The sequence below is a fragment of the Streptomyces sp. NPDC033174 genome, assembly GCF_055577795.1.
Genome location: NZ_JBVIPQ010000009.1, coordinates 31,508 through 48,581 on the forward strand (window position 1 = coordinate 31,508; position 17,074 = coordinate 48,581).

Annotated in this window: 13 protein-coding genes; 6 read left to right on the top strand and 7 right to left on the bottom strand. The window is 71.3% G+C overall.

The genetic code is table 11. The annotated features are described in order from the left end of the window. Window positions 1–371: 371 nt before the first annotated feature. Both ACZ5VC_RS26280 and ACZ5VC_RS26285 read left to right on the top strand, forming a co-directional pair. Window positions 372–1,256 (top strand): helix-turn-helix domain-containing protein, encoded by an 885-nt coding sequence (locus tag ACZ5VC_RS26280; protein ID WP_469122468.1) that lies wholly within the window; start codon window positions 372–374, stop codon window positions 1,254–1,256. Between the two features lie 189 nt (window positions 1,257–1,445). Next, window positions 1,446–1,658: a hypothetical protein gene (locus tag ACZ5VC_RS26285; protein ID WP_469122469.1), complete on the top strand. Its 213-nt coding sequence runs from the start codon at window positions 1,446–1,448 to the stop codon at window positions 1,656–1,658. Window positions 1,659–1,779: 121 nt separating this feature from the next. Here the strand turns inward: ACZ5VC_RS26285 and ACZ5VC_RS26290 are convergent, their stop codons facing one another. From ACZ5VC_RS26290 to ACZ5VC_RS26300, 3 genes are all read right to left on the bottom strand, one after another. Continuing rightward, window positions 1,780–1,992, bottom strand: a complete 213-nt coding sequence (locus ACZ5VC_RS26290; RefSeq protein ID WP_469122470.1) for a hypothetical protein — start codon at window positions 1,990–1,992, stop codon at window positions 1,780–1,782. A 65-nt stretch (window positions 1,993–2,057) separates the two neighbouring features. Continuing rightward, the gene (locus tag ACZ5VC_RS26295) at window positions 2,058–3,371 is read right to left on the bottom strand and encodes an MFS transporter (RefSeq protein WP_469122471.1); all 1,314 of its coding nucleotides are present in this window, start codon (window positions 3,369–3,371) and stop codon (window positions 2,058–2,060) included. Beyond that, window positions 3,368–3,907, bottom strand: a complete 540-nt coding sequence (locus tag ACZ5VC_RS26300; protein ID WP_469122472.1) for an ArsR/SmtB family transcription factor — start codon at window positions 3,905–3,907, stop codon at window positions 3,368–3,370. Before ACZ5VC_RS26300 ends, ACZ5VC_RS26295 begins: the two co-directional genes overlap by 4 nt. Window positions 3,908–4,171: 264 nt before the next feature. Between ACZ5VC_RS26300 and ACZ5VC_RS26305 the strand changes: the two genes are divergently transcribed. Then, window positions 4,172–6,643 carry a SpoIIE family protein phosphatase gene (locus ACZ5VC_RS26305; RefSeq protein ID WP_469122473.1) on the top strand — a complete coding sequence of 824 codons (2,472 nt, stop codon included), beginning with the start codon at window positions 4,172–4,174 and terminating at the stop codon, window positions 6,641–6,643. Window positions 6,644–7,032: 389 nt separating this feature from the next. Next, window positions 7,033–8,313, top strand: coding sequence for an extracellular solute-binding protein (locus ACZ5VC_RS26310; RefSeq protein ID WP_469122474.1), 1,281 nt, complete (start codon window positions 7,033–7,035; stop codon window positions 8,311–8,313). Window positions 8,314–8,746: 433 nt separating this feature from the next. Here the strand turns inward: ACZ5VC_RS26310 and ACZ5VC_RS26315 are convergent, their stop codons facing one another. Then, window positions 8,747–9,856 (bottom strand): PP2C family protein-serine/threonine phosphatase, encoded by a 1,110-nt coding sequence (locus tag ACZ5VC_RS26315; RefSeq protein ID WP_469122475.1) that lies wholly within the window; start codon window positions 9,854–9,856, stop codon window positions 8,747–8,749. 143 nt (window positions 9,857–9,999) lie between these two features. On the opposite strand from ACZ5VC_RS26315, the gene ACZ5VC_RS26320 reads away from it, so the two are divergent. After that, on the top strand, window positions 10,000–10,278 hold the full coding sequence (locus ACZ5VC_RS26320; RefSeq protein WP_469122476.1) for a hypothetical protein: 279 nt from the start codon (window positions 10,000–10,002) through the stop codon (window positions 10,276–10,278). A gap of 72 nt (window positions 10,279–10,350) precedes the next feature. Here ACZ5VC_RS26320 and ACZ5VC_RS26325 read toward each other — a convergent pair whose 3' ends face one another. Together ACZ5VC_RS26325 and ACZ5VC_RS26330 are read right to left on the bottom strand one after the other, a co-directional pair. After that, complete coding sequence (locus tag ACZ5VC_RS26325; protein WP_469122477.1) at window positions 10,351–11,397, bottom strand: M4 family metallopeptidase; 1,047 nt, start codon at window positions 11,395–11,397, stop codon at window positions 10,351–10,353. Between the two features lie 223 nt (window positions 11,398–11,620). Continuing rightward, window positions 11,621–13,033 (bottom strand): aminopeptidase P family protein, encoded by a 1,413-nt coding sequence (locus tag ACZ5VC_RS26330; RefSeq protein ID WP_469122478.1) that lies wholly within the window; start codon window positions 13,031–13,033, stop codon window positions 11,621–11,623. Between the two features lie 149 nt (window positions 13,034–13,182). Between ACZ5VC_RS26330 and ACZ5VC_RS26335 the strand changes: the two genes are divergently transcribed. Next, window positions 13,183–14,166 (top strand): LuxR family transcriptional regulator, encoded by a 984-nt coding sequence (locus ACZ5VC_RS26335; RefSeq protein WP_469122479.1) that lies wholly within the window; start codon window positions 13,183–13,185, stop codon window positions 14,164–14,166. Here ACZ5VC_RS26335 and ACZ5VC_RS26340 read toward each other — a convergent pair. Further along, entirely contained in the window at window positions 14,060–16,960 is a 2,901-nt protein-coding gene (locus ACZ5VC_RS26340; RefSeq protein ID WP_469122480.1) for an AfsR/SARP family transcriptional regulator, read from the bottom strand. The two genes, ACZ5VC_RS26335 and ACZ5VC_RS26340, sit on opposite strands and share 107 nt — an antisense overlap. Between the last annotated feature and the right edge of the window lie 114 nt (window positions 16,961–17,074).

Sequence of the window (17,074 nt, forward strand, 5' to 3'; positions counted from 1 at the left end):
ACCCGCCCGGAGGGGGCGCCCGGAGTGCCGCTTGTGGCTTTGGTACGCAGGCTGCTCGGGCTTCGCGGCTCGCCTTCTGCTGGGCTGTCTCCCCGTAGTGGGCCAGAGGACGCAGGGCGGCGCCGGTTCCCTCGAACACGGCCTCAGGCGCGGAACGCCCTCGACCTGGTCGCCCCTACCTCTCCCGTCATCGCCCCATCACTTGCCGCGTGGAGCACTCGCCTGTTGGGGGCATCGCCGAACGGCAAGTTACATCGTCACAATCCTTTTTTCCTCTCGCCGACACCGGCGGCATGGCACGCGATCAACAGTCATTGCCCATGGCAACCTTCGGTCCAGGAAAGCGACTTGGAGCTGGAGGTACACCGCCCGTGGCGGCGAACAACGACCCCACCGTCAGGGGACGACGACTGGGAGCGGAGCTGCGCCGGCTCCGCATGGCCAGCGGCCTGACCGGCACGCAGGTGGCGGCGCATCTGCTGGTTTCCCAGGCCAAGGTCAGTCACATGGAGACCGGGCGCCGTGCCGTCAGCCCCCGCGATGTGCGCGACCTGTGCGGGCTCTACGGGGTAGCCGACCAGCATGTTGTCGACTCCCTGATGGAGCTGGCCAGGGAGTCGAGCCGGCAGGGCTGGTGGCATGCCTACGGCGACATCCCCCACAGCGTCTATGTCGGCCTGGAGACCGAGGCCGCCTCCATCCATACCTACGAGTCCATGGTGATCCCCGGCCTTCTGCAGACCCCGGCCTACGCGGCCGCCGTCATCGAGGAAGCGATCCCCCTGCTCACGGTCGAACAGGCCGCCGCGCGTCTGAAGGTGCGGCTTCGCCGTCAGCACCGGATCTACAACCCGGCCCGCAGGTTGCGGCTGTGGGTCGTCCTGGACGAATCAGCCCTGCGGCGCGTCGTCGGCGGCCGGGAGATCATGCGCGAACAACTGGAGCACCTGCACGAACTGAGCACCGAACCGCACATCACCGTTCAGGTCATCCCCCACACAGCGGGCGCCCACCCGGGCCTGTCAGGACAGTTCTCCCTCCTGCAGTTCCCCGACAGCCGCGAAGCAGTCGTCTACCTGGCGAGGTTCACCAGCGACCTCTACCTCGAGAAACCATCCGAGGTACAGCAGTACAGCGCGATGTACGCCCACCTACAGACCCAAGCCCTCAGCACGGACAGCAGCCGCGACTTCATCAGCGACGCCATCAAGACGTACATCAACGCAGCGAGCCGGCCCTTGAGTGGCTGCTACTGAGGGCTGTGTACGGGCCGACGCAGTGATGGACCGGTGGGGCCGCCGAACCGGTGAGGCCGCCGCGGTGTGCCGGTCCGGGAGCCGGAGCGCAGCGCGGGCTCCCTGGGGGTGCGGTACGGGCGACGGCCCTCGGCGGCATGGACAACGGCGAGCTCGTCACAACGATCGCCGGCGGCGCCCTGGGCGCCCGTGTTCACCTGCCCCTGTGAACTCCTCGACGACTCGCAAGCCGTCGCCCGCGACCTCTTCACCACGCCCGCTCGACCCGGCGCCGGCCCCCAGGCCCGCTTTCCGGTGACCTTCGAAGCCGGCGTGGACACCCTCCGCAGTCCCGCGCCCGAACTGAACCAGCACAACAAGGAGGTTCTCGACGAACTCGACGCGATCGAAGCGGCGCCCTGACTGTTGAGCTGTGCCTGCGCAGCCACCCCTCGTCCCTGAGCCTTCCGGTCACGGCTGGTCGCTCCATCGCAGCGAGGTGTGAGCGTCCTCGGCGGGGCCGAGAAGGGCTGGGCGCTCGGCGTCATCGGTGGCGAGGTCCCAGCGCGGCTTCGTGCCGAGCCAAGCGCGGCGCAGGCGCAGTGGTGGGTGGTGTCCGGGGGAGCCACTCGGCCGGGTCCTTGTCGCTCTTGGACCGGTTGGACGCGGCGACGGTGGCGGCGGTGGCGGTGGCGGTGATCAGGGTGCCGCGGCTGTGCTGGTCTTTCGCGTACACCTCGCGCCGGGCCGGACTCAAGGGGTCTGCTCAGCTGGTGGGGCGCGTCATTTGAAGCGTGCGACATTCCCGCAGTCGCCGAAACCTCAAGCCTGATCGACTGACGTCCCTGGGGACACGGCACTCTCCTGAACGGGATCCCAGGATTTCGGGTGATCTGGATCATCCGCCTGGGCGGCGGCACGCAGCGCCGCCTCGACCTGGCGGTTGCTGGTCATGGTCGACGTGACGGCGGTCATGGTGAGGAGGAGGCCGGCGGCGGTGTAGAGCGGGGTGCGTACGTCGTAGGTGGTGGCCAGCCAGCCGCCGAGGAAGGCGCCGAACGGGGCGGCGCACATGGCGAGCATGCGGGAGGTGGAGGCGACCCGGCCCATCAGGTGGGCGGGGACGATCGCCTGTCGGAGGGAGGGGCCGAGCACCATCGTGGCGCCCATGCCCGCTCCGCAGACGGCGAGCGCGAGGCCGGCGACGTACGGGTTCGGGGCGACGGCAAGGCCCAGGATGGCGAGTCCCTCGACTGCGGCCGTGCAGGTGAGCGCGGTGCCGGTGCCGAGTCGTCGGCCGAGGAAGGAGGCGATGCCCGCGCCGAGCAGACCACCGGTGGCCTCCGCCGTGAGGAGCAGGCCGAAGCCGAAGGTGTCGATGCCGAGACGATCGCGCGCGAAGAGGGCGAGTACGGTCTCCACGGCGAGGAAGGCGATGTTCCCGACCGCCGGACGCAGCGCGAGCCCGAGCAGCAACTGATCCCGGAATACGTACGAGGCGCCGGCCCGCGCCTGCCGCAGCAGCGACTCACGGGCCTGCGGTACGGGCGGGGGCGTGGCGGGCAGCGACCGTACGAGCAGTGCGGAGAGCGCGAACGACACCGCGTCGGCGAGCAGCGGAACCGCCCGCCCGAGCGCGAGCAGGGCACTGCCCGCAGGCGGCCCCGCGAAGCCGGACGCGGCGGTCTGGGTGCCGCGCAGGCGGGAGTTGGCGCGCTCCAGGAGCGCGGGATCGCGGCCGAGTAGATCCGGCAGATAGGCCGTGGCGGCCGTGTCGAAGAAGAGTCCGCCGAGGCCGAGCAGGAAGGCGACGGCCGCGAGCAGTGGAATGCTCAGCACGTCGAGCGCGGCCGCTGCCGCCGGTATCGCGAGCAGCACCGCACGCGCCGCGTCCATGACCCACATCGTGCGCCGACGGTCCCAGCGGTCCACCAGCGCACCGCCGAGCACCCCGAAGAGCAGCCACGGCAGCGTTCCGGCGGCCGTGACGACGGCGAGCGCCATCGGATCCCGGGTCAACGTCAACGCGAGCAGCGGCAGCGCGGCATGCGACACCCCGTCACCGAGCGAGGACACCGTCTGTGCGGTCCACAGCCGTCCGAATCCGGTCGGCAACTTGCGAACGTCTGAGGTCACTTGGCGTCCCCTTCGGCCTGCTCGCGCGGTGTCGGGCGGAACAGTGCGAAGACGAGTGACGCGTCCGGCAGCGAAGGATCGGACTGCTCCCGGTACTCGTCCGCCAGTGCCTGCAGCCGCGCCCCCAGCTCCGCGAACTGCTCCTCGGTGAGCCGCAGATGCGCCATCCGTACGTGCCGCTCGGCATCCACCGGCGCTGCCTCCAGGTCCGCCACCGCATGCCGCATCAGCACATCCGGCCCTCCCTCGCCCGGATCCGGCAGCACGATCGCCCGCGCGGCCATTGCGTAGTACCGCTCGGTGACCCCCCGGACCTTCCGCGTTCGTACCACCTTCACCAGGCCCGCCCGCTCGAGCAGCCGTACGTGGTAGCTGGAACTCCCCTTCGCAAGGCCCACTCGCTCGGCGATCTGCGTAATCGTCGCGGGCTCGAAGCGGAGCACGGCCATGATCCGGTGACGCGTGAGGTTGGAAACGGCGCGTAGCTGCTCGTCAGTGGTGACGTGGAACGTCTCGGGAAGATCATCGGTAGGCATGCCCCCAATGGTCAACACTTCTTGACCATTGGGCAAGGGGTTTTTGTTCGGGCTTCCGGAATCGGCAGTCCAGCGGATGTCTGCTGCGCGGACGGAACATCGGCCTCAGGCCGGCAGCGGCGGTGCAAGGACGGGGAAGGGCGGCGAGGACGAGCGCGGGCTGAGCGCGCCGCAGCCCGCGATCGGGTCCTGCGGTCTGTGATCGGCGCGTCTCACTGGGTTGCCGCGGTGGGGCCGGAGGCGCGACGTGCGCACACTGGAACTATGGGCGAAATGATCGCCGGCGGGACGGAGCGTGAGGATCTCCTTGCGGCAGCCGTCGTCGAAGCCGTGGAAGGAACCGGCGCCTACGCGGGGAGCGTCTTTCTCCGCTCCCGCGACCGCCGGTCGATCGTTCTCGCCGCGACGTGCGGGGTGCCGCCCTCGCAGCTCGGTGGCTGGCGCCTCATTCCGGTGAGCAGCCCCATCCCGGTCGCCGTGGCGTACAGCTCCGGGCGCACGGTCCACCTGGTTGACGCAGAGGAGACGATGCGCCGGTACCCGCAGCTCGCGGTGGCTCTGCCGTACGCCTTTGGCTCGTGCTCCGTGCCGGTGGCCGCGGGCGGGGAGGTCTTCGGGGCGCTGGCGATCGTCTGGGCGGCGTCACCCGGCAGCGAAGGGCTGTCCAAGGCTCAGCGCCGCCACGTGCGGACCGTCGCCAACCGGCTCGGGAACTCGCTCGCCGTCCTCCGCGCCCGTACCGGCGATCCTGTCGAGTGCGATCCCCGGACGATTCCTGTCGAGACTCCGGCTCCCTCTCCACCGGCCGTGCGGGCCGGGATGTTCGACTGGGACCTCGTCACAGGCACCATCAGCGTCGACGACGAACTCTGCGCGATCTTCGGGATCGACCCCCACGCCTTCGACGGACGAGCGGAAACGCTTGCTTCCTACTTGCACCCCGGCGACCGCGCCGCCCTTCGGACTGTCGCCGGTGCAGCAGCCGCCGAGGGACGGATCAACGCGCGGCGCCTGCGCATACGGGATCGCGCAGACGGCGGCGAGGGGTATCGCACGGTCGAGTTGTGGGGCAGCGTTCCGGACGGCGATGACGCGCGGGCACGTAGCCGCCTGGTCGGCACCGTCGTCGACGCGCAGGCCGGCAGCGCGGCGGTCGCCGCCGTCGAACGACTGCGGGACGGGTTGTTGTCCCTCGCCCCCGACGGGCGGATCACCTACGCCAACCACAGCGCCCTGCAGCTCCTGGGTGTGCGTGGCGACGAGTTGCTGGGCCAGTTCCTCTCGGACGTGCTGCCGTGGCTGTCCGATCCCGACGTCGAGTACCGGCACCGTTCCGCGATGATCTCGCAGGCGCCGGTCTCCTTCCTGGCCTGCCGACCGCCCGACCGGTGGCTCGCGTTCTCCCTCCATCCGAAAGCGGACGGAGTAACCGGCCGGGTGGTCCCCTTCGGTGATCCACCCTCGACCCCGACACCATCCCCCTCCTCCTCGGCCGACGCAGCCACACCGGCGCGCCTGGGCGTCATGTACCACGTCCTGCAGCTGGGCAGCGCGCTGACCGAGGCGGTCACCGCCCGCGAAGTCTGCGAAGCCGTCTCCGACCAACTCCTGCCGGCCTTCGGGGGCCAGCAGCTGGCCATCTACGTGGTCCGGGACGGAACCATGCACCTGCTCTTCCACGCCGGCCACCACGAAGACTTCCTCGACTGGCTGGAGGGCATGCCGCTGCATGCGAACCTGCCCGGTACCGAGGCCCTGACCTCCGGCGCTCCGCTCTTCATCGAATCGCAGCAGGACCTTTCCCGGGGCTACCCGGGCATCCCCACGGGCGAGGTGAGCTCGTGGGCGTACCTGCCGCTGATCGCCTCCAGCCGCCCTGTCGGCACCTGCGTCCTCGGCTTCGACGAGATCCACCGGTTCACGGAGAAGGACCGCGGCGTCCTCACCGCACTCGCCGGGCTGATCGCCCAGGCCCTGGAACGAGCGCGGCTCTACGACTCGGAGTTCGCGCTCGCGCGCGGCCTGCAGCAGGCGCTCCTGCCGCACAAGTTGCCAATAGCCCCCGGCCTCCGCACCGTCGCGCGCTATCTGCCCGGCACCAGCGGATTGGACATCGGTGGCGACTGGTACGACGTCATCCCAACCGGCAGTGGGGTCTCGCTCGTCATCGGTGACGTGGAGGGGCACAGCATTGCCGCAGCGGCCACCATGGCCCAGTTGCGTAGCGCCGTACGAGCCTTCGCGGCCGTAGGCCATTCGCCTGGCGATGTGATGGCGGGCGTCAACCAAACCCTCATCGACCTCGACCCCGGGCTGCTGGCCAGCTGCTGCTTCATCCGCCTCGAACCACACGGCCACCACGCCTACGCTGTTACTGCCGGCCACCCGCCGCCCCTGCTCCGCCGTCCCGACGGGACGACCGACGCCCTTGAACTGGATGTCGGCCCACTCCTCGGTGTGGATCGCGCAAGCGCCTATCCAGCAACCCGGATCGACCTTCCGCCGGGATCCGTCCTCGCCCTCTACACCGACGGACTGGTCGAGGAACGCGACGCCGACATCGACGTGGGGATCGACCGCCTGCGAGCCTCCCTGGCCCACGCCCCTGCGGTCTCACTGGACGAACTCGCCGACCGGCTTCTCCACAATGCCCGTGGCTCCTCGTACCGAGCCGACGACATCGCCCTGCTGCTCACCGCGTACGGCTCCGGTCACGGCGCCGAGAAGTCGCCCTGACCGCGGTCTCACACTCACCGACTCACCAAAACCGCTGAGGCCGACGGATCGTGGCCCCGTGAGGCGGGAACGCCGGTCCCGGGGCGGACCAGTCCACGGTCCAGGTCGCCGTCGCGGTGCCGGCGCACCTCCCGCCGGGCCGGATGGTCACGGGGCGGTGTAGCCCCCATTGATCATCCTGTCGTCAATGCTCCGTACGGGAGTCGCTTTGGACACCGTGGTGGGTTCTACGCGCGTCGGTATCCGCGTCGCCATATCGGAAAACACCAGTCCCAACCGACTCAGTTGGAGCAATGGCCACAACTGTTGGGCAGGGGGCGCAATACGCACCGGACCAGGAGAGAATTCCGGACGCACTGTCCAAAAAAGAAGATCAAGAGGAAAGATCCGTGCGACCAAGACTCTTCGGCGCGACCGCCTCTGTGGCCGCACTCGGGCTACTGGGCTCCCTCGTCACCGCCTGTGGCTCGTCCGGGATCGGCGGCGGGACGACGCTGCGCCTGGTGGCCGCCGAATACGGCGACAGCCCGGGGACCAGCTCCAGGGCCTACTGGGACAAGGTGACCTCCGCCTTCACCGCCGCCCACCCCGGCAAGGAGGTCGAGGTGACGCTCTACCCGTGGGCCGACGTCGACCGCGAGGTCACCCGCATGGTCAAGGAGGACAATGCCCCGGACGTGGCCCTGATGGGCGCGTACTCCGACTTCGCCGCACAGGGCCGCCTCTACGCCGCCAGTGAGCTGCTGTCGGTCCGGGCGGAGGCGAACTTCCTGCCGCCGCTCGCGGAGGCGGGTTCGGTCGGCACCACCCTCTACGGCTTGCCCTTCGTGGCCAGCAGCCGGCTGCTCTTCTACAACGAGGAGCTGTTCGACCAGGCCGGAGCGAAGCCGCCGAAGACCTGGTCGGAACTCAAGGACGCGGCCTTGGCGCTGAAGAAGGAGGGCGTGCTCCACCCGTACGCCCTGCCGCTCGGTCCCGAGGAGGCGCACGCCGAAGCCCTCATCTGGGAACTGAGCAACGGCGGGGGGTACACCGACAGCAGCGGCGGCTACAGCATCGCGTCCGCGCGGAACACCGAGACGTTCCGCTGGATCAAGGACAACCTGGTCGCGCCCGGCCTGACCGGCCCGGTCCCGCCGGCCGAGTTCAACCGGCAGGACGCCTTCGCCGCCTTCCTGCGCGGCAAAGTCGGCATGGTGAACGGCTACCCCTCCCTCCTCCACGAGGCGAGGGCGAAGGGCATGAAGGTCGGCACCCTGAGCATGCCGGTGTCGGACACGCTGAGCGACGGGGAGACGCCGCCGTCGGCGGGCGTCGCCGACTGGATGATGGCCTTCAAGCACGACGACAACCGCGAACTGGTGCGCTCTTTCCTGGACTTCGTCTACGAAGACAAGAACCTCAGCGAGTTCGCCGGGCGCTACCACCTGCTGCCCTCGACGGTGTCCGCGACCCAGGCCTCCAAGGACGCGGCGGCGGACCCCAGCGCCGCGCAGTTCCTGACCGCACTGCGCACTGCCCAGCTCTACCCGGTCAACGAGCCGTCCTGGCTGCAGGTCAGCAACACCATCAAGCGGAACATCGGCAAGGCCGTCGCGCCGTCCGCCGACCCGAAGGTCGTGCTGGAGGACATCGCCCAGCAGACCCGGAACATAGCCGAGCAGAAATAGCGAGAATCCGGGATCCGCAGGGGCGACCTCCTCCCCCATCGCCGCCGTTCCCGGCGTCGCCTGGCGCTCCGGCGGCGAGGGTCCGAACAAGGCGCAGCAGGCGTTCCAGCGGGGGGTCTGGCGGTCCTTGCGCACCGGGTGCAGCGGGAGGGCTCTCGCAGGCCTGCGCCGAGGGGGCGCAGTGAGGAGATCGTCGTCGAGGGCGAGGGGGAGCCGGTGGGTGTGAAGCTGGGCGTACGGGTCTCGAACACCACGTCGTGAAGGGACCGGCTCGCTCCCGAACGGCTCAACGCGCTGCGGGCATCGCGCCACAAACGCGGCGCCCGAGACCAGGGACGCAGGTGTTCAACGCCGGAGACGGTGGGGCTTCCGCCTCGGCCTTGAGGGCCATGGCATTGAATGTGTGCCATCGAGGTCGAGTGGTGCGGGCCGCTCACAGGGACTCCGTGCCCCGTGGTTCATACAGGCGTACGGCGAGGGCGGCGATGTCGTCGTCAAGGCGTCCTCTGCTGTAGCGGAGGAGGTCGCGGTGCAGAGCCGTGAGCAGTTCGCGGGGCGGTGTCGGGGGCTGTCGACGCATCCAAGCTGCCAGCGGGAAGAACTCGCCGTCGCGGGCGCGTGCCTCGGCGATCCCGTCGGTATAGAGGAGCAGCAGGTCGCCGGGGGCGAAGGCGTAGGTGTCGACCGTGTAGTGCTCGCCGATCAGCTCCGCGAGGCTGAGCAGTGGCGAGGGGGCGGCGGGCTCGAGGATACGGAGTTTCCTCCGGTTCAGGAGCAGCGGCGGAGGGTGTCCGCAGTTCAGGATGTCGATACGTCTGCCCTCGTGCGGGATCTCGACGAGAAGGGCGGTGGCGAAGCGCTCCATCGGCCCCTCGGGGGGAAAGGCTGCGTTGTAACGGGTGCTGCTGGCGTCCAGCCGGCGTGCGACGTTGACCATGTCGGTCTCGCCGTAGGCCGCCTCCCGGAAGGCGTTGACGATTGCCGCTGCCGCCCCCACTGCCGGCAGGCCCTTTCCCCGCACGTCACCGATGAGCAGCCTGACCCCGTATGGCGTGTCGACCACCTCGTAGAAGTCTCCGCCGATGCTGGCCTCCGCCGCGGCCGCGAGATACAAGGACTCGATCTCGATGTTCCCGAAGCGGCGTGGGATAGGGCTCAGCACCACCTGTTGCGCCGCGTCGGCGACGAGCCGCACCTGGAAGAGGGTGCGCTCCCGCTGGAGCCGGACATGGCTTCCGTACGCCGCGGCCACGGTGACCGCGATGATCCCCGCGGCTGTCCACCACGTTCCCAGGTCGGGGAAGACGAGGCTGAGGCCGATCATCAGAAAGAGGCAGACCGTCCCGAGCAGGACGGTGGGGAGGACCGGCCACATGGCTGCGGCCAGGGCCGGCGCCGCGGGCAACAGGCGGCTGAAGGCCATTTCCGGCGGAGTGGTGTAGGCGAAGCCGGCGATCACGACGGTCAGGATGACCGGCGACAGCCGCACAAGCCTCCCCCGGCCGTAGCGCCGACGGAGCCGCGGCCGTCCAGACTCGATCACGCTTCCCAGAATATCTGCGCATTAAGGACATAGCGCTCTGACGACAGGATCGGCTGCCCGCCATTCCCGCTCGTTCTGCGCGCAGGACACATGGCGGTGCTCCTCACATGCGGTGCCGGCGCCTGGAACCAGAATTCGAACGTTTGATTGGATACGCAGGGACCGCCCAGGCCGCGCCGACATCGAGCCGCCGCCTGGCCAAGGTTGGCATCCCGGCGTCGGCGTCGATGCCGGTGACGACGGTAGCGATCGCGGAGTGCAGCGGTCAGGGGCCCGAGCCGCAGCCGGAATCCACGGCCCGACAGCCGGGCAGGGATCAGCAACCAGGTCCAGCCAGCCCACTCACGCTGCGCCGCGACGGGTTCGAGGCCGTGTTCCCCGGCCTGCTCGCCGCCCTGATGGCCGCCCCCGACCACGACTGACCCGGCGTGGCAGGCCTGCGCCCGGTCCCGGCGGCGGCGGACGCCGTCTCCGGAACCGGGCGGGGGCGTCTGCTACGCGATGCCGGGGATCTCGCGGGCCTTGAACGCGGCGCGGACCGCGTCCGCCGCGCTCGTGCCGTACATGCGCTGCGCCGTCGCGATCGTCGTGTTCGCCGCGGCCGAGAAGCTGGTGTCGGGCGCGAAGCCGAACTGGGCGTTGACGATGATGCGGTCGGCCACCCGGGCGCCGAGGGCGGTGCGGATGTCCAGGAGCGCGCGGGACCAGATCTCGCCGTCGGCGTGGACCTCGCCGACCCGGTCCGCGTAGGTCTTGTTCTCGTCGATGCGGCGCAGGCAGTGCGGGGCGCTGCTGTAACCGACCGAGTCCCAGTCCGCGACGCAGGCCAGGTCGGCCTTCAGGGGCCAGCCGTACCGGGCGGCGGCGTGCGCGCCGACCTCGACGGCCAGGTAGTCGCCGAAGGCCTCGCCGATCGACCCGGCCTCCACGGACGTGCCGAAGCCGGGCACCTGGGCGTTGTGCACGGCGTGCCCGTACTCGTGGACGACGACCTCGGCGTCCTCGGCGTCGTCGACGCCGCCCTTGCCGAAGCGGATCTCGGACTTCTTGTCGGTGAAGAAGGAGTTGTCCGCACCCCACTGGTTGATGCGGACGGGCTGGACGCGGTCGTTGGCCCCGGGCAGTTCGCTGCCGAAGCCGAGGCCCTGCAGGTACTCCTGCGCCTCGTTGACCCAGAAGTAGGCCATGACCTGCTCGAACTGGTCGTCGTGCCGGTCGTACGCGGTGGCCTCGGCGGTCTTCGCGGAGGCGCCGGTGTCCGACCTGACGGACACCCAGCGCCCGGAGAGTCCGCCGCCGGCGTCCAGGTTGCGCAGCGCGACCGTGGTGTACGCCGAGGCGGGGACGGCGGAGGCCGCGTCCTTGCCGTCGGTGAGCGACTGGTCGCCCGAGGACTGGACGGGGTTGACCATGAAGACCCGGGCCTGCGGCCCGGTCGCGGCGGGGGCGGACCCCGTGGCCGAGGCCGAGCCGGCCGGAACGATCAGAGCCACGGTGGCGGTGGCCGCGGCGAGCAGACCGCGGGGTATGCGGCGAGCCATGTACATCCTCCCGATGTGGATGTGGTGCGGTGGGTTGCCGAAACAGGGGGCTGGCGGCGGTGCGGGCGCGATCCTTTCGCACGCGCCCCTGTTTTGACCAGGTGCATGGCAGGCGACGCGGATGTCGGGAACACCCTCCACGGTTTGTCCAGACTTCAACTGAGGCGCCCGGCGTCGGCGATCCCCCGTGTCCGGCGCCGGGCCTCCTCTTCCGCCGGGGCGGTCAGCCCGCGAAGCGGGCCATCCACGCCTCGACGTCGTCCGCCGACCGCGGCAGGCCCGCCGACAGGTTCTCGTGACCGTCGTCGGTCACCACCAGGTCGTCCTCGATCCGGACGCCGATGCCGCGCCACTCCTCGGGCACCGTGAGGTCGTCCGGCTGGAAGTACAGGCCCGGTTCCACGGTCAGCACCATGCCCGGCTCGAGCACGCCGTCGACGTACTCCTCGTTGCGGGCCTGCGCGCAGTCGTGGACGTCCAGGCCGAGCATGTGACCGGTGCCGGCCATGGTGAACCGGCGCTGCAGGCCGAGCTCGTACGCCCGGTCCGCCGGGCCCTCGATGAAGCCCCACTCGACCAGCCGCTCCGCCAGGTACCGCTGCGACGCCTCGTGGAAGTCGCGGTAGTGCGCGCCCGGCTTGACCGCGGCCATCCCCGCCTCCTGCGCCTCGTACACCGCGTCGTAGACCTTGCGCTGCAGCGGCGTGAAGGTCCCGCTGATCGGCAGGGTGCGCGTGACGTCGGCGGTGTAGAGGGTGTGCGTCTCCACGCCGGCGTCGAGCAGGAGCAGTTCGCCGGGGCGCACCGGCCCGTCGTTGTCCGTCCAGTGCATGATCGTGGCGTGCTCGCCCGCGGCGCAGATCGAGCCGTAGCCGACGGAGTTGCCCTCCAGGCGCGCCCGTCGGAAGAACGTGCCCTCGATCCACCGCTCGGAAGACGCGACCGCTCGGGAGAGCTCGCCGACGACGTCGGTGAATCCGCGCACGGTGGAGTCGACGGCCTTGCGGAGCTCGGCCAGCTCCCAGACGTCCTTGACGAGTCGCAGCTCGCTGAGCGCGTCCTCCAGTTCGGCGTCGCGCGCCTCGTCGCTGGTGACGACGGCCTCGAGGGCCGGGTCGACCCCGCGGACGATCCGGGTGGGCGCGCCGGAGCCGGCGGCCAGGTCGGCGGCGGCCGTGCGGACGTCGCGGCAGGGCAGCCCGAGCACGCGCTCCGACTCGGCGAGGGAGCGGCGCCGGCCCGTCCACAGCTCCGCGTGCGGGCCCGTCCAGAACTCGTCGTCGTCCCTGCTGTCGCGCGGCAGTTGGTAGCAGTAGGCGTCGTGGCCGCCGTCCGCGCGCGGTTCGAGGACGAGCGCGCCGTCCCGGGCCTGATCTCCGGTCATGTGCACGTAGCCGGAGTAGGGCCGGAACGGGTAGGTGTCGTCGTTCGAGCGGACCTTGAGGTTTCCCGAGGGGACGACCAGGCGCTCGCCGGGGAAGCGCGCGGAGAGCGCCGCGCGGCGGCGGGCAGCGTACGGAGCCTGCTCGGCGAGCGGGAGGTCGTGCCGCTCGGTGTCCGCCCATCCCGTCCGCATCAGAGCGGACAGTTCCTCGGAGATCCCCGAGTAGAGGCCGTTCTTGCGACCCTTCGCCACGTCGTGCTCCTTCTTCCGGTGAGGTCCTCGCCGCCGGTAAGCGCGGCGGCTCCCGGACGGTATCGCCGCGCGGGGACCGTCGGGGCCGAGGAGTGCCAGTGGCACAGATCGGCCACGACAGGGGGCGGAAGTCGTCAATAATGCGGCCTATGACGAATGCACGACTCGGCGAGGCCCTGCGGCTTCTCGGCATCGATCACGCCGCATGCCGGGTCTACCTCGCCCTGCTGGAGCTGGCGCCCACCCCGCTGGCCGCGGTCGGCGCCGCGGCCGGCCTGGGCGGGGCGGAGCTCGCCGCGGCGTACGGCGCTCTGGTCGACGCCGGCCTCGCCAGCGCCGCCGACGAGGACGGGGACGTGGTGGCCCCGGTGCCGCCCGCCGCGGGCCTGGAGATCCTCGCCCGGCACCGGGCGGCCGAGCTGGAGGAGTCCCGCATCACCGTCGGCGGCGCGTTCGAGTCGTTCCGGCGCCAGCGGCTCGCCGCGTACAACGACAACCTCGTCGAGGTCGTCACCGGCGACGCGATCGGCCCGCGGATGCGCCAGGCGTGGGCCAGCGCCCGCGAGCAGATCCGCCAGCTCGAGTCGCCGCCGTACTTCCCCCTGGTCGGCGCCATCGACGACGCGCTGGCCACGCTCGCGCGCGGGGTGACGCAGCGTGTCGTGTACTCGCGGGAGTCGCTGGAGCACCCGGGCCGCCTGAAGGACGCCATCGAACCCGCCATCGAGGCCGGCGAACAGGCCCGGGTGCTGCCGTCGGTGCCGGTGAAGCTCGTGATCATCGACGAGGCGTACGCGCTGGTGTCGTTGTCGATCAAGGAGGCCGACGTGCACAACACCATGCTGGTCGTGCAGCCGTGCGGCCTGCTCTCCGCGCTGGTGGCCCTGTTCGAGCAGACCTGGCAGAGCGCCCTGCCCTTCCACGGCCGCACCGCCCGCCCGTCCGGCCTGCCGCCCGCCGACCGCCGCCTGCTGCAGCTCCTCGCCGGCGGCGCGGGCGACGATGTGATCGCCCGCGAACTGGGCATCAGCCGCCGCACCCTGTTCCGCCGCCTGCAGATCCTGATGGCCCGCCTCGGCGCCGCGAACCGCTTCCAGATGGCCCTGCAGGCCCAGCGCTCCGGCTGGCTGTGAGCTGTCCGAGCGCGAGGGCGGCGAGCGCCCCCTCGGCGCGGTCGCCGTCCGCGGCCCGCTTCTGGGCCCGGTACAGGTCGAGGGCCTCGGTCCAGGCGGCACGGGCCTCGTCCGGCCGGCCGAGAGCGGTGAGCGTCTCGGCGATGTGGGCGAGGGTGTCCGCCTCGTTGGCGCCGTCACTGATCGCCCGGAGCTGGACGAGCGCCTGCCGGTAGTGGGCCAGCGCGGTGGCGTGGTCGCCGGTCCGGTGGGCGATGTAGCCGAGGCTGTCCAGGGTCGACGCCTCGTCACCCGGCCTGCCGTGCTTGATGTGCAGGGCGTAGGCCTGCTCGCAGTACGCCCGCCCCTGTTCGTACGCGCCGAGCCGGGCGTGCATCCAGCCGACCGCGTTGAGCTGGTTGGCCAGCCAGAAGGGGTTCGCCAGCTCCTCGTACAGCCGCAGTGCGCCGGTGGCGTGGTCGAGGGCCCGCCGGTCGTCCCCGTGCAGCTCCCAGATCCTGGCGAGCGTCCGGTGGACGTGCGCCCGCGCCGCCGTGTCCTCGGCCTCCTCCGCCAGATCGAGCGCCCGGTGCAGGTGGTGCAGGCCCTCCGAGTGACGGCCGCTCAGCGCGTGGAAGTGGCCCAGCCGCCAGTGGGCGAGGATGCGCGGAACGGCGGCGGGCTGCCGCTCGGCCGCGATGAGGGCGGTCTGCCAGACTCGGGCGTACTCCGGGAGGTGGTGGGCGCCGAGCTGGTACGAGATCAGGGCCCAGGCCAGATGGACGGCCTGGACGTGCAGTCCGGCCGAGAGCGCCAGCTCCTGCGCCGCGACGAGGCAGGCGTGCTCCTTCGCGAACCAGTCGTGCGCGTCGGTGAAGTCCGCCGGTGTCCACGGCGCGCACCCCGGCGCCGGCGGGTCGCCCCGCTCCGGTTTGAAGGGGGTGTGGACGCCGTCCAGGAGCTCGTTCGCCGCGAATGCGGTGTGCACGTGGAAGTCGACGAACCGGGCCGTCGCGTCGGCCCGCTCCCCCGCCTCGTCCCGGGCGGCGCGCTCGCGCGCGTACAGCCGGACGAGGTCGTGCAGCACGTACCGTCCCGGCAGATGCTGGTGGACGAGGTGCGCGGACTCCAGCTCGGCGAGGAGCGCCCGCGCCCGGCCGCGCGGGACGCCGGCCAGGCTCACGACCGCCTCCAGGCCGGCGTCCGGGCCGGGGACCAGACCGAGGAGGTCGAAGAGGCGGCGGGCCGGCGCGCCGAGCGCCCGGCGCGACATCGCGAACACCGCCCGCAGGTTCAGGCTCACCGCCGGGTCGCCGGTGTCCAGGGCATCGAGCCGGCCGGTGGCGTCCGCGAGCTCGCCGGCGAGCGCGGCGAGCGGGAAGCCGGGGTTGGCGGCAGCGCGGGCGGCCAGCAGGCCCAGGGCCAGCGGCAGTCCGGCGCAGTACTCCACGACCGAGGCGACGGCCTCCGGTTCGGCGCCGGTCCGCTCGGCGCCCAGCCGGTCGGCGAGCAGCTCGCGAGCCTGGCCGTCGTCGAAGACGGCGGGCGAGACGGTGACCGCGCCGTGCCCGACGGCCAGGGAGGAGAGCCGGTTCCGGCTGGTGATCAGGACCGTGCAGGTGGGCGTGCCGGGGAGAAGCGGGAGCACCTGGCGGGTGTCGTGCGCGTCGTCGAGGACCACCAGGACGCGCCGGTCCGCGAGCAGGCTGCGGTACAGGCCCTCCCGCGCGGCCGGGTCCTCCGGCACGGCGTCGGCCGGAACACCGAGCGCTTCGAGGAAGCCGCGCAAAGCGGTGGGCGCGGGCAACGGCTCGGCGCCCGCGTCGTAGCCGCGCAGGTCGACGTAGAGCTGACCGTCGGGAAAGCGGGCCGCCTCCTCGTAGGCCCAGCGGGCCGCCAGCCAGCTCTTGCCGACGCCCCCGGGTCCGGTGACGACGATGATCCGGCCGACCCCCTGCGCAAGCCGCTCCCGTTCCCGCTGTCGGCCGACGAAACCCGCGGGCGCGAGGGGCAGTTGCCGGGGAACGGCGACCGGCGCGGCGGTGTCGCGCGTGAGGGGCGGGGCAGGCGCCTCGGCGGCACCGGTCTCCGCACCGAGCAGTTCCTGGTGAAGCCGCTGGACGGCCGCGCCGGGGGTGAGGCCGAGTTCCTCGTCGAGGCTGCGCCGGAGGGTCCGGTAGTGCTCCAGGGCCTGCACGGTGCGTCCCTGTCGGTGCAGCGCCAGCATCAGCTGCCCGGCGAGCCGTTCGTCGTAGGGCTGCGCCGCGACGGCCGGAACCAGGCGCGGCAGCAGCTCCGACTCCCTGCCCTGGCGCAGGAGTACGTCACCCAAGTCCAGTTCGGCCGCATGCCGTTCGGTGGCCAGGACCTCCCGCAGGTGCGTGAACCAGGGGGTGTCCGGCGCCGGGAACGCGTCCCCCTCGGGGAACAGCGCGAGCGCCTCCCGCAGCAGTTCGCCCGCCTCCTGGTCCCGCGCGCCACGGGCGCGGGCCACCAGGGAACGGAACCGGTGCAGATCGACGACGTCCGCCTGCGCCTGCGCCGTGTATCCACCGGCGTGGCGCACCAGCCGTAACCCGGCCGCGGCCAGTGTTCCGCGCAGCCGGGAAACATAGCTGTAGAGCGTGCTCACGGCACTGCGCGGCGCCCGTTCGCCCCACACCCGCTCGACCAGCTTCGCCACGGACAGGGGCTGGTTGACCTCGACGAGCAGCACGGCCAGCACATGCCGCTGCCGCGCGTGCCCCAGGTCCACCGGGCGTCCGCGGACGAGGACTTCGACCTCTCCCAGTACGCGGCACTCCACCTCTGCCATGACGACCCCTCCCGCTCCCCGGCGCACCAGTTTTCGCAGGAGAGAACGGGGATTCAAGAAACATCCAAGCCTTCGTTCAAACTCCGGATCGCACTCTGACGGCGTTCTGTCACC

Coding starts and splice junctions, on each gene's coding strand:
- ACZ5VC_RS26300 (WP_469122472.1), bottom strand. CDS start 3,907: ATGCCTACCGATGATCTTCCCGAGACGTTCCACGTCACCACTGACGAG.
- ACZ5VC_RS26305 (WP_469122473.1), top strand. CDS start 4,172: ATGGGCGAAATGATCGCCGGCGGGACGGAGCGTGAGGATCTCCTTGCG.
- ACZ5VC_RS26325 (WP_469122477.1), bottom strand. CDS start 11,397: ATGGCTCGCCGCATACCCCGCGGTCTGCTCGCCGCGGCCACCGCCACC.
- ACZ5VC_RS26335 (WP_469122479.1), top strand. CDS start 13,183: ATGACGAATGCACGACTCGGCGAGGCCCTGCGGCTTCTCGGCATCGAT.
- ACZ5VC_RS26340 (WP_469122480.1), bottom strand. CDS start 16,960: ATGGCAGAGGTGGAGTGCCGCGTACTGGGAGAGGTCGAAGTCCTCGTC.